Below are 12,373 nucleotides of genomic sequence, written 5' to 3'. Positions count from 1 at the left end.
TGGCCTGCAGGGCATAAAGGCAGTCATCCAGCGGCAGTAAAGTATGCCGGCGAAACGCCACAATCATCGCTTCGTCCGTCTCGGACAGGACCGTTGAGCGCGGCTCTTTAGAACCTGTCTTCTGATCCTCAACCGTTTGACGCTTTCGCCATTTTGCAACTGTTTTCGGGTTGATCCCGAACTCCTTGCTCAGCGTCGCGAGCGAAGCCTGCGATCGCTGTATTGCCGCTCGCACGGCGTGCGTGGTCGTGGCGCTCCCATGACGTATCTGTCCCATAAGGCTTCCTTCCACCCGCGTGAAATTAATACCCCATCAAATCCCGGGACTAAACACCTAGCGTGCAATTTTTAACAGATCGTGCCGTGACCCCAAAAACGGCAACACCCGGAAACGTTCCATGTTCCAGAAAGCCTGCCTGTCACGTCAGAAGCTGGTCATGCCTGTTCATCAAAACCATCGGCAAGCATGTTTGTCAGTGTATCCGCCATGGAATGAAACTGCTCCGTGCGCATGATCGTGGCGTCGCGTGGCCGGGGGAAGGGGACGTCAACCTCGTGGGCGATGCGGCCGGGGCGGGGCCTGAGCACGATGATACGATCCGCAAGGAACAGGGCCTCCGCGACATCATGCGTGATCAGCAGGGTGGTGATCTGCTGCGTGCTCCACAGCCGCATGAGCTCAAGGTTCATGCTGCGGCGCGTGACGGCATCCAGCGCGCCAAAGGGTTCATCCAGCAGCAGGACTTCTGGCGAAAGCACCAGCGCACGCGCAATGGCCGCGCGCTGGCGCATGCCGCCGGAAAGCTGGCCGGGTCGTGCATGGGCAAAATCCGCCAGCCCGACCCGCCGGATCAGGTCGTCCACCCGTGCCTGATCGACCGGATGCCCGGCCAGGCGGAAGGGCAGGCTGATGTTCGCCGCGATCGACAGCCACGGCAGCAGGGCCGCATCCTGAAAAGCGACACCCAGACGATGGGCGCGCGACAGTTCGGCAGGCGCCACACCTTCCACCCGGATCTGTCCCGCGCCGGGCGTGTCCAGTGCCGCGATCAGGCGCAGGATCGTGCTTTTCCCGCAACCGCTCGGCCCCAGCAGCGCGACGAATTCACCTTCCCGGATGGCAAGGGAAATGTCGTCCAGCACCAGAATGTTCCGGCCGTCATTCAGCTGGAACGTCTTGGAGACATGGCTCAGCTCGATTGCCGGGACGCGCTGCATCAGCACTGGACCATCGCGTCAAACCTTTCCATGATCCTTGCCCTGCGTTCATTCACCCTTGCGCGCAGGGCCTCAATATCGATGTTGAGCAGCCTGCGGTCACGCATCACCACCGCGCCGTCGATAATGACATCGCGCACATCCCGCCCGACCACGCAATGCGCTGCAAGGAAAAGCGGGTCCATCGACCCCATGTGATCAAGGTCGGATGTCTCCACCAGGATCAGGTCCGCACGGCGCCCGACCTCCAGACAGCCCAGTTCGTCCCCCATTCCCACGGCGCGCGCGCCGCCACGTGTCGCGATCCTGAGCAGGTCTTCCCCGGACATGGGAACACGCTGGTGATAGGCATGGCCAATGGCCGCGGCCTGACCGACCCGTGCGGCATGGGCGACCTGAAAGAGGTCGAGCGTAAAGGCCGAGGCCGCGCCATCGGTTCCCATTCCGATATCCACCCCGCGCCGCCACATTTCCTGCAGGCGGGGCACGCCGATCCCGTAATTGCCAAAGGCGCAGTGGCAGGCAGACATCCGGTGCGTGGCGTAAAGGTCAACTTCCTCGGCAGACAGGATGACCGAATGGGCGCAGTGCAGGTGTGGCCCAAGCGCGCCAAGGTCGTTCAGGTATTCGGTGGGGCGCTTGCCGTGCTGTTCCAGCGCGTAATCCACCTCATACGTGCCTTCAGCCAGATGGGTATGGATTTTTACGCCGTGGGCGCGGGCCGCATCCGCCATGCCTGCGATCAGCGTGGGACTGCACACGATGATCTGGCGCAGCGACATCCAGGCCCTGACCCGGGCGTGATCGCGCCACCGTTCAACCAGGGCGATGTTCCTGGCCAGCGCCTCGTCCGTCGTCATCATCATTGATGGCGGCATGTCCCTTCCTGCAAAACTGGTGTTCAGGTCCGATGTCGTCAGGGCGACAAAACCGCGAATGCCGGTTTCAACCGCCGCCCGGGCCATTTCATCAGGGTGGGGGCCACCGGCTTCGGCAAAACAGGTCGTGCCGCACATGATCATGTTGGCATAGGCCAGCAGGCCGCTCAGATAGATGTCTTCGGGATCGAGAAGGGCCTCGAACGGAACATAATAGTTTTTCCATGGCGGGTTGCGCAGCGGGCCGAGGCGGCTCATCTCAGCCAGCTTGCCGCGCAACAGCTGCTGCGCGGTATGGACATGCGCATCAATCATGCCGGGCATGGCGATCCGGCCCCGTCCGTCAATCATGGTCGTGGCGGCAATGTCGCCAATATCGGTCCGGGGACCGACATGCGCCAGCCGGCCGTTGCTTATGACGATGACGCCATCACGAATGACGTCCCCGGCATCGTTCATTGTTACGATATCGCATCCATGGATGACGATATCCGCCTGAGAGGGAAGCGCCATGTCAAATTCCTTTAAAGGCTTCGGGAACAACCGTGAAATCGGCAATCCGGTCGATATCGGGCAGGGCCGTGCGCCCCGCCGCGCGGGCGGCGGCATACATCGGCCCGACCATCATGTCCCGATCGAGGGAGAGAAGCGGGCGCGACGGCATGCCGCGATAATGGGTGAAGGGGATCTGGCTCCTGTTCTGCAGGATCTGCTGGTCAAGGTCGAAGCCGTAATCCTCGCCATATTTTTCAACCACCAGACGGGCAGCGACCGCGGGATCGGTTTCGTTGAAGGTCCACCCCTGTATCAACGCACGCAGGAAGGCCACGACGCGGGGCCGGTTCTGCGTAAGGTAGGCGCGGGTCGTCACCAGAAGGGCGGCAGGGGTGACGAATCCCAGATCGGCGAAATTCGTGAAAATGAAGTCCCTGTCCTGTTTCAGGCCCATCATTTCAAGCATGAGCTTCTGGTTGGTATCGAACCCCACGAACGCGTCGCCCTGCCCGTCAAGCAGCGGATCGGGGGCAAAACCGGCCGGGACGAAGGTCCATTGCCGGGGCAGGCCCGCAATGGCGAGCACGGCATTGATTGACGTCGTCTCGTTAATGCCCTGTGCAAGGATGCGCAGGCCAAGCAGGTCGCGCGGCACACGCACGGGGTGGGCGGGCAGTGAAATGACCCCGAGCGGATTGCGGGGCATTTCGGTGCCGAGTATCACAAGGTCATTGCCACGTGCGACCGCATCCAGAAACGGCAGCCATGACATGTAGGACAGGTCGGCCCGTCCCGCCGCCAGCATGACGGCCGGGTCTGGCGCATTGGGGCCGCCCGCTGTCCATGTGACATCCAGCCCCTGATCACGGAAAAACCCGCGATCAAGGGCAATCCATTCGCCTGCGTACTGGACATTGGCAATCCAGCCGAGCTTCAGCCTGACAACCGGCAGGGACCGGGTTTCGGCTGCCCGTGTGGAACCGGGTGCCGCAGCACAGCACAGGGCAAGGCTGGCGAGGAACGATCTTCGATGCCATTTCATGCCATGCCCCCCGTATGCTGTCCCGGCCTGCCCCGAAACATGTCACGCAATTTTCTTCCTGATGGAAAAATGTTACTTTATTTTCTAAATGAGCGTCAACGTGTAAATTATGTTACTGACATGATGGATGCAGGTCGCTATCATCGTTTCTTGGGAGTTATGATTCCAATGCAGGCCACGCCACGCATTGCCACGTTTTCCCGCCGACTGTTCATATCCTGAGGGGGAGGGTGCGACATGCCCGTCCAGTATTCACGGAAGCGTAGCACGGGAACGAAACACAGGGGTGATGGCGCAGGCCACACGATCCTGCGATCCCGCCACGGACATGCCCCGATACATCGCCACGGTGCGACAGCATGAAATACGTCACCCACTTCCGCGCAGCCATCACTGCGGCCGTCGGGTTCGCGGTTATCCTGGTCCTGTGGCAGGTTATCGGGAATGCAAAACTGCTTGGCCCGACCTTTCCGCCACTGAGCAGTGTCATCGCCAGCCTTACGGTGCCATACCGCCGGCATCTCTATATCCGTGCAAGTCTGGCAACGCTTTCGACAGCGGCATGGGGATATGGCATCGGGCAGGCAGGGGGGCTTGCAGCCGCGCTGTTCGGGCATCTCCTGCCTTTTTCCCGGGCCGGGCTGGACCGGCTGGCAAGCGTTATCCATGCCATACCCATGATCGCGCTGGGGCCGCTGTTCATGGCCGTGCTGTCCCCTGTCTGGGCCGGGACGGCCATCGCCGCGATCGGGGTCTTTTTCGTCTCCTACATCGCAGGCTGTACTGCGATTGAGTCGGCCGCGCCAACGCATAGGGACCTGTTCCAGATATTCGGCGCGTCCCCCCTGCGCAGGCTGTGGCTGCTTGATGTCCCGTCCGCCCTGCCGGCACTGGTAACCGGATTGCGGCAGGCCGTGCCAGTGGCTTTCCTGGGCACCATACTGGGCGAATGGTTCGGCTCCGCCCATGGTCTTGGGCTGCTGATCCTCAGCGCGATGGAAAACTTCCAGATCGCCCTGCTGTGGAGCACGGTCATTCTGTGCTGTGGGCTGTCACTCATCATTTTTGTCCTGCTTGGCTATGTCGAACGTATCGTGGGACGGCATTACCGATGAAACGTTTCCTTGCGCGCTGGTGGGGGCCGTGCCTGCTGCTGCTGGCCTGGCAGGTCGGGGTGCAGGCCAGCGGGGTCAACCAGATCGTCATGCCGCACCCCATGGCTGTCCTCATGGATATGGCGTCCAACCCGCTGGTTTATGGCCGCGCCGCGGCAGGGACGCTGCTGGTCGCCGTTCCGGGCCTTACGGCGGGACTGGCGATGGGGGGCATGCTGGCGCTGCTGTGCCAGTTTTCCGCAGTCATGGAATATCTGCTGACGCCACTTGCAATGATGCTGTCTTCCATCCCGGTTGTGGCCATCATTCCTGTTCTGTCGCGCCTGTTCGGGTATCACATGACAACGCTGATCATCATCGTGGCCATCATCTGTTTTCTGCCTGCCTTCGTATACATGCACGCGGGACTGCGGTCGGTTCCGGCGGGCAGTCTGGATGTCTTCAGCGTGTTCGGGGCTGGCGCGCGGGCACGGCTGCTGCTGCTTCGACTGCCAGCATCCGTGCCATCCTGTATGACAGCCCTGCGTATCGCGGCCCCGACCGCGATCCTGGCGAGCCTGACCGCCGAATATCTTATGCAGACAGGGGGGCTGGGTGCGCTGTTCCGTATTACAACAGCCGAATTCCGGTCCGAACGCGCCTTCGGGTGCAGCCTTGTGGCGATGGTGCTGTCGGTCTGCTGTTTCTTTCTGGCCCTGCATGCCGAACGGGCCGTAACCCGGCGCTGGCGATAGGAAAGGGGACGTGATGCACATCACGGTTGTGGCTGACCTGAAAACAACGCTGGGCGAAAATCCGTTATGGGATGCCGATACGCAGCGCATCTTCTGGGTGGACAGCCTTGGCAGGCGCCTGTTTCGCGCGACAGCCGATGGACAGGAAATCCGGGCATGGGATTTTCCCGCCAGCATCGGTTCAATGGCGTTACGTCATGGGGGCGGGGCGGTTGTCGCATTGCGCACGGGGGTCTTCATGCTGGATTTCCACACCGGCGCCCTGACCCGCGTGGTGGATCCCGGACATGACCGGGCGCACCTGACGCTGAATGACGGCAAGGTTGACCGGCAGGGCCGGTTTATCTTCGGCTCCATGGTTGTCGATGCGGCGGAAAATCGTTTTGCCGCACTGTACCGCCTTGATACCGACCTGTCATTACACCGGCTGCGTGGCGGGATTGGTGTCAGTAACGGGCCATGCTGGAGCCCCGATGGGTGCCGTTTCTATTTCTCCGACACCCATTCGAACGAAATGATGGTGTACGATTACGTCACGGCTGAAGGCGCCCTGTCGCGCGGGCGGCCCTTTGTCACCCTGCCGAGCGACGGGACCGGCAGGCTTGATGGTGCCTGCGTCGATGCCGAAGGCTGTGTCTGGAGCGCGCATTGTGGCGCGGGGCAGATCGTGCGTTACCAGCCCGACGGCACCATTGACCGGGTCATCCAGATGCCAGTGCGGCGTGTGACCAGCGTTGCCTTTGGCGGGGCAGGACTGGACATCCTGTTTGTCACATCCATGGCGCATGGCTTGCAGCCCGACGCGGTGGCCGACCACCCTCTGCGGGGGGCCCTGTTTGCCGTGCATGGCCTTGGCGTGACGGGCATGGCCGAACCCCGTTTTGCCGGTTGAGCCTGTTTCCCCATGATTTTGCAAGTCGCGCGGAAAAAACGACTACAGTGCGGAAACCGGGTTTCATGAAGAAGGAGAGTTGCCACGACGCGCAATGCGCTGCAGAAAACATCCCCTAGGCGCGTATTCACCGTCTGTATGCGTCCGCCCTGCCTGCCATGTCCCATCCATTGCGGGAGGGAATGGGGCTGGATGAAATGATGATAAGGCCAAGTCAGGATACTGCCGAATGCAGCCACCCACATCCCTGCCACCACACAGCCCCATGGCGGAACGGATTGCCCGCGTCTATCCGGATCTTACGCAGGCGCTCAGGGATCTTGCCGATTTCGTGGTGGATGAGCCGATCAACGCCGCACGCCTGAGCATTCATGACATTGCAGCCCATGTCGGTGTTTCGACCGCAACCGCCAACCGGCTGGCGCGTGCGCTGGGATTTTCCGGCTATGCGGCATTCCGGGCGGAACTGATCCGCAGTTTTGAATCTGCTTTCGTGCCGGTTGACCGCCTGATCAGGAACCTGAATGGGCGTTCGAACGCGCTGGAAGTCATGGCCGCCTCCCTGCAGGAAGACGTACGCAATATCGAGGCGACAATACGCGGACTGTCCGCGGAGGGCTGCAGTCATGCCGTCCAGGCCATCCTTACGGCACACCGCATTTATGTGGTTGGCATGGAGAATGGCAGTCATCTTGCGGCCATGCTGTCCAATGGCCTTGATATCTACCGTGGCAATATTGATTCCGTTGGCATTACGGGCGGCGGGGCTACTGCTGCGCGCAGGGTGCGCCGGTATGGCAGCCGGGATCTGGTCATTGCGGTGGCCTTTCCCCGTTATATGGCTGACACGATCACGGTCGCACGGGACGCGCGGGCACAGGGCGCGCGTGTCATGGCGATTACCGACAGCCCGGCTTCACCACTGGCGGCCCTGACCGATCTTGTCCTGTATGTCACGGCAGAGCGCCAGTTCGCCGCCAATTCGGATGCAAGCGTCCTGGCAATGATGGAGGCACTTTGCGCGGCGGTTGCCCACAGCACGCGCGGCGCGGTGGATTCCGCCAACAAGTACACGCGCACGATCCTGCGTTGGCTCGATATGGATTCACGTCCCGGCAATTCCGGCAGCCCCAGGCGGACGACCACGACACGGAAATAAACAAACGATTACATCACAATACAATATTCATATCCGTGGAAGCTGCTTTTTTAGAACAGAATTCTGTCCTGACGCTTTGTGAAAACAGCTGTACCAAAACTTTCATAAGGTTTTCAGGACATTTCACAGACAGACGACCCGGAAGGGTCTGCCTGTGAATCTGGTGAAGTCAAAATATAAACGACAACCTATTTTCCTGTTGTCGGTCCTGCATGTTCTTATGCCCGGAAGCAATGTCTTCCTGATCCATGCGCATAAATATCAATCGAACCAAATATATTCCCGTGCCGGACGGAAAGCCTGATCCTGTTCAGGCTTTCCGTCCTCTGGCTTCAGAAACCTGTCGACACCGTCACCATCGCAGCAGAGGTACTGGCGACGTAATAGGCTGGCGAGTTCTGCGCGACTGTCTGACCATTGGCCGCCGTCGTCTGATAGGCGTTGGTGGTTACGGCTTCCACGCCTGACAGATAATGGAAATCACCAACTGACGGGACATCCACGCCAGCACCGCCCCGTCAGGCCCGGAGCGCATCAGTTAGGAGAGGATGTTGGTGTCGAGAACGATCACCCCCCGAAATCCATGTCCCTGATGGCCTCACGGGACACGGGAGGCAGGTCTACCCCGTCCAGCCTGGCAAAACGCTGATAAATGGCCTGACCGGCATCTACGCCTTGGGACACTTCAGTGGAAAGAGCCGAGCACAGGATATCGCGCACCTCTTCCTCCATAGAGCGTCCATGCCGTGTTGCGCGCAGACGGAGCCTGTGGAGGCCATCGCATCGGATATATTCTGAATTGCGTTAAGGGAAGATGGACCCTGAGCCCGCCCTCAAGCGGATCGCCTTACGCCTGCGAGAGCCATTTCACGGTAGACTGTAGCGCGACCGAGGCCGAGTTGCCGTGCGGCTTCGGTGGGTGATACCCCCGCTTCTACAAGCTTGAGCGCAGCGTTCGCCTTTTTCGGGTCGAGTGGTCGGCGTCCTGGCAATTTTCCCTTGGCGCGCGCGGCGGCGATGCCGTCCTTGGTCCGTTCGGCGATCAATCGTCTTTCGAAATGCGCGATCGATCCGAACACGTGAAACACAAGTTCGCCCGCCGCCGACGAGGTGTCGATTTTTTCTTCCAGGCTGAGCAGGGCGACACCACGCTCTTTCAATTCCGTCACAATTTTCAACAGCTCGCCAAGCGATCGACCAAGCCGATCAAGGCGCACTACCGCCAACGTATCCCCGGCACGGGCGTAAGCAAGCAACTCGTCAAGGCCTGGGCGGTCCATCGACTTGCCCGAGCGCACGTCGGTAAACACCTTTATCGCGCCAGCCTGTTCGAGCCGCATGGCCTGCCCGGCAACATCCTGATCACTGGTGCTTACCCGCGCATACCCCAGAATGCCGCTCATCCACCGTCTCCCAACCGCTCGGTCTGTGGACGTCTGAGGCGTAGACGCACCGCAGACCCTAAACCCGTCCAGAGACTACGTCTCAATAATACCTTAAGTCCACAGTTCTTCTTACCCATTTGTGGACGGATTTATCATGGCACGACGCGATCTCCTGACCGATAGCGAACGCCACGCGCTGTTCAGCGTGCCCGATACGCGCGAGGATCTGGCGCGACACTATATATTATCGCCGCGAGACCTCGCACTGGTTGTTATGCGACGGGGTGACGAAAACCGTCTCGGCTTCGCTGTGCAACTCGCGCTGATGCGCCATCCGGGTTTTGGATTTACGCTCGAAGGCAGCGCGCCCGAACACCTCGTCGCGTTTATGGCGGAACAGATCGATGTGCCCGCATGGGCGTTCGACAACTACGCCTTGCGACCCGCGACCGCGTCGGTCCATGCCCGCGAAGTCGGAGACGCTCTCGGGCTTCGTGGTCCGACCAATGCCGACTTGCCATTGCTGATTGAGGCTGGAGCGAAAGCCGCCTGGTCAACCGATCGCGGCTTGCCAATTGTAAGCGGCATCATGGAAGTGCTGCGTGCAGATGGCATCACGCTACCATCACAATCGGTTATCGAACGCGCTGGAATTGCGGGGCGCGCCCGCGCTCGGAAACGCACTTACGACGCACTGCTCGCGTACGTGTCTGTCGAAAGCCTGGCCAAACTCGACGCCACGTTGATCGTCGATCCGAAAACCGGAGTGACGTCGCTCGCCTGGTTGCGCGAAATCGCTACTGTGCCAACGCCGGACAATGTGCGTGGGCTACTTGATCGATTGGCCTACTTGCGCGCTATCGAGCTACCCGTCACCATCGGGAACGCTATTCATGCTGATCGGTTGCGACAGCTTATCCGAGAAGGGCGTGCCTCGTCCGTGCAACTCATCGGACGTTATACGCCATCTCGTCGGCGAGCGACGCTGGCGGCGATGATTCTGGACCTGGAAACACGACTGACCGACGCTGTGCTCGACATCGCCGATCGCATCATCGGTGGCAGCTTCACGCGCGGGAACAACAAGCAGAAAAGGAGCTATGCCGAGACCACGCGCGACGTGGGGCATATCATGCGCCTGTTTGACCAGACCGTTGCCGCCTTGGCTGAGGCACAGGAAATCGGGATGGAAGGCTTTGCCGCAGTTGATGCGGCGGTGGGCTGGGACAAGCTGCTTCGCGCACGCGGTCAGGCCCGGCAGATAGCCGACCTGACCGCGGAGAGTCCGCTCGTCCGGGCGGCGGACCAGTGGAGCCGGCTGCGCAAATTCGCGCCGCTTTTCCTTGAGGCAATCGATTTCAAGGCAGGGCGGGGGAGCGCCTCGACGATCGCGGCGTTGAACACGTTGCGCGAGATGAATCGTTCGGGAAGCCGCGATGTACCACCAGACGCGCCGATGCCGTTCCGCAAGGAATGGCGGACTCTGGTCAGGGCGGGCGGCGGAAAACCTGATCGCCGGTTATGGGAAACCGGGGTTCTGGCGCACCTGCGTAATAAATGGCGCTCCGGCGACATCTGGGTTGAACGCTCCGCCAACTACCGCAAGTTCGACAGCTATATGCTCTCCTCCGCAGAGGTGGAAGGATCGAAGAACCCTTTATTGATACGCTTGGCTGGTGATTTCAGGCTTGTGGTGATTTGATTGACTACTTTTGGGTTCGTTTTCGATCTGCGTTTTGAGCAGATCGAGTGCCGCCACCCGCTGGATTGCTATGCATTCGCGCTGATCCGCTCCAGGAAGAGGAAGCGGCGCATATTATAGACGATATTGGCCAGGCCGATCCTCATGGTGGCCCGGGTGATACCGACAGTTCGGACGAACAGACCCATTTGCGATTTCTGATCGGCAAAGACGTGCTCAACACGGGATCGGATCACGGACTTTCCGGCATTCGATTTCTGGATATGCCGAGGCATAGGTTTGAGATGCGGCTTCTTCCTGTGAACCTTTGAGACAAAACCCTGCTTTTCCATGAAGTCTTCATTGGCTTTGGAGCGATAGGCGGTATCCGCCCAGACGCCTGAGGCCGTATTGGTTTTATCCAGCAGCCCTTCTCTCAATCGCGCGCCATCATTGGCGGCGGCATCCGTCGTCTTCCATTTCCGGATGAACCGAAACTTCCGGTCGATGGAAATGTGGGATTTGTATCCAAAGAACGGGATGGCGAGATCACTCGACGGCATGGTTCCATCATCCTGCCGCTTCGCTTTCGTGAACTTCAGCGTCCAGCGCGCATGGCGATCCTTGTGGGACAATTTGGATGGCTTGTCCTGCCAGTCTTCAGGAATACGTCCTGCCCGGAGATCCGCTTTCTCAGCGTTGGTATTGCGCTGCTTCGGAGCCGCTACGAGCGTGGCATCCAGGATCTGGCCTGACATCGGCAGATAACCAGCGCTGCGCAGGGTCGCATCAAAGCGCTCAAACAGTCTTTCAATGGCCCCCGCCTGTGTCAGGCGTTCACGGAACAGCCAGATTGTTTTGGCATCGGGCACCCGATCTGAAAGTCCCAGACCAAGGAAACGCATAAAGGAGAGGCGATCGTTGATGAGATACTCTGTCCGCTCATCAGACAAATTGTTGAGCGTCTGGATCACCAGGATCTTGAACATCAACACCGGATCAAATGGCGGTCGCCCGCCCTTGCTTCCATCTGAATAGGCCAGAGCCTTCTCCAGATCAGGGCGGAACACCTCAAAATCCACAGTCCGGGAAAATGCCTCAAGCTGATCGCCAAGCCCGCTCAGCCGAGCAAGCCGCTCTTCAACATCAAAGAAACCAGACTGCTTCATCATCCATTCCGTCAATCAATGCAGGAGTGATGGAATCACACAGAGAGTCTCAAAACCAGAGGGTTTTTCGAACCCTCCAGGTGACGATGTCCGCCAAAGCACAGCGACTTCGCGAGTACCTTTGCACGAGAGAAAACATCCCGCAGGCGATTATCATGGCGTTTGATGGTCATCGAAGATCGATAGATACCAGCAAAAACGGATGTATGATGCGGAATTGTCCCTGATGTAACATCGAAAGACGATCCAGTTGCGCGACGGGCAGCCAGAGACGACCGTCCGGAGCAAGGCAAGGTGCATCCGCCCAGTGCAGACGTGAATCAGAGAGCAGTCTCTTGATCTGCCCGGAAACGTCCCTTCGATAGACACCGTCATCCTTCAGATTGGTGAAGTAAAGGTTTCCTGCAGTATCCATGGCGCTGCCCCCAATTGGAGGTAAATCTGCCCATGGCTGAACAGCCGCAGACAGATCAGTTGATGACACATCAGGATCATCAAGCAGTGCTGTCGGGATGCGGGACCACGGCCCTTCAAGCGGCCCGAAATACAACCATTTCCCGTCCGGACTCACTTCAAGCGGATCGACATTCACCAGAAGCGGCTGA

At 59.7% G+C, this 12,373-nt stretch carries 12 protein-coding genes and 2 pseudogenes; 5 read left to right on the top strand and 9 right to left on the bottom strand.

Going from position 1 to position 12,373, the window contains the following annotated elements; all coding sequences use genetic code 11:
• The 4 genes and pseudogenes from ABF859_RS14750 to ABF859_RS14735 all read right to left on the bottom strand — a co-directional run.
• A pseudogene (locus tag ABF859_RS14750) lies at positions 1 to 277 on the bottom strand (IS481 family transposase); the annotation flags it as partial.
• A 158-nt stretch (positions 278 to 435) separates the two neighbouring features.
• The gene (locus ABF859_RS14745) at positions 436 to 1,218 is read right to left on the bottom strand and encodes an ABC transporter ATP-binding protein (RefSeq protein ID WP_045543278.1); all 783 of its coding nucleotides are present in this window, start codon (positions 1,216 to 1,218) and stop codon (positions 436 to 438) included.
• A complete protein-coding gene (locus ABF859_RS14740) occupies positions 1,218 to 2,609 on the bottom strand; it encodes an amidohydrolase (protein ID WP_346006312.1) in 1,392 nt (463 codons plus the stop codon). Before ABF859_RS14740 ends, ABF859_RS14745 begins: the two co-directional genes overlap by 1 nt.
• A gap of 1 nt (position 2,610) precedes the next feature.
• Positions 2,611 to 3,633, bottom strand: a complete 1,023-nt coding sequence (locus ABF859_RS14735) for an ABC transporter substrate-binding protein (protein WP_346006311.1) — start codon at positions 3,631 to 3,633, stop codon at positions 2,611 to 2,613.
• 359 nt (positions 3,634 to 3,992) lie between these two features.
• Between ABF859_RS14735 and ABF859_RS14730 the strand changes: the two genes are divergently transcribed.
• From ABF859_RS14730 to ABF859_RS14715, 4 genes are all read left to right on the top strand, one after another.
• Complete coding sequence (locus ABF859_RS14730; RefSeq protein ID WP_045543281.1) at positions 3,993 to 4,748, top strand: ABC transporter permease; 756 nt, start codon at positions 3,993 to 3,995, stop codon at positions 4,746 to 4,748.
• On the top strand, positions 4,745 to 5,482 hold the full coding sequence (locus tag ABF859_RS14725) for an ABC transporter permease (RefSeq protein ID WP_045543282.1): 738 nt from the start codon (positions 4,745 to 4,747) through the stop codon (positions 5,480 to 5,482). The genes ABF859_RS14730 and ABF859_RS14725 overlap by 4 nt, the downstream gene beginning before the upstream one ends.
• A 13-nt stretch (positions 5,483 to 5,495) precedes the next feature.
• Positions 5,496 to 6,374: an SMP-30/gluconolactonase/LRE family protein gene (locus ABF859_RS14720; RefSeq protein ID WP_346006316.1), complete on the top strand. Its 879-nt coding sequence runs from the start codon at positions 5,496 to 5,498 to the stop codon at positions 6,372 to 6,374.
• A gap of 229 nt (positions 6,375 to 6,603) precedes the next feature.
• Positions 6,604 to 7,533, top strand: a complete 930-nt coding sequence (locus ABF859_RS14715; protein ID WP_052427258.1) for a MurR/RpiR family transcriptional regulator — start codon at positions 6,604 to 6,606, stop codon at positions 7,531 to 7,533.
• Between the two features lie 332 nt (positions 7,534 to 7,865).
• Here the strand turns inward: ABF859_RS14715 and ABF859_RS14710 are convergent, their stop codons facing one another.
• The 3 genes from ABF859_RS14710 to ABF859_RS14700 all read right to left on the bottom strand — a co-directional run bounded on the left by ABF859_RS14710 (position 7,866) and on the right by ABF859_RS14700 (position 8,936).
• Positions 7,866 to 8,036, bottom strand: a complete 171-nt coding sequence (locus tag ABF859_RS14710; protein WP_346006310.1) for a hypothetical protein — start codon at positions 8,034 to 8,036, stop codon at positions 7,866 to 7,868.
• Between the two features lie 64 nt (positions 8,037 to 8,100).
• The gene (locus ABF859_RS14705; protein ID WP_408874441.1) at positions 8,101 to 8,322 is read right to left on the bottom strand and encodes a FitA-like ribbon-helix-helix domain-containing protein; all 222 of its coding nucleotides are present in this window, start codon (positions 8,320 to 8,322) and stop codon (positions 8,101 to 8,103) included.
• A gap of 44 nt (positions 8,323 to 8,366) precedes the next feature.
• On the bottom strand, positions 8,367 to 8,936 hold the full coding sequence (locus ABF859_RS14700) for a recombinase family protein (RefSeq protein ID WP_211504810.1): 570 nt from the start codon (positions 8,934 to 8,936) through the stop codon (positions 8,367 to 8,369).
• 136 nt (positions 8,937 to 9,072) lie between these two features.
• On the opposite strand from ABF859_RS14700, the gene ABF859_RS14695 reads away from it, so the two are divergent.
• On the top strand, positions 9,073 to 10,620 hold the full coding sequence (locus ABF859_RS14695; RefSeq protein WP_346006308.1) for a DUF4158 domain-containing protein: 1,548 nt from the start codon (positions 9,073 to 9,075) through the stop codon (positions 10,618 to 10,620).
• 68 nt (positions 10,621 to 10,688) lie between these two features.
• Here the strand turns inward: ABF859_RS14695 and ABF859_RS14690 are convergent, their stop codons facing one another.
• Entirely contained in the window at positions 10,689 to 11,771 is a 1,083-nt protein-coding gene (locus ABF859_RS14690) for an IS5 family transposase (RefSeq protein ID WP_415528401.1), read from the bottom strand.
• 166 nt (positions 11,772 to 11,937) lie between these two features.
• Positions 11,938 to 12,373 (bottom strand): annotated as a pseudogene (locus tag ABF859_RS14685) (hypothetical protein); the annotation flags it as partial.

Origin of the sequence: Gluconobacter sp. (genome assembly GCF_047722525.1) — a bacterium.
In the GTDB taxonomy this organism is placed as follows: domain Bacteria; phylum Pseudomonadota; class Alphaproteobacteria; order Acetobacterales; family Acetobacteraceae; genus Gluconobacter.
The sequence above is the reverse complement of the archived record's forward strand: the minus strand, read 5'-3'. Positions and strand labels throughout refer to the sequence as shown.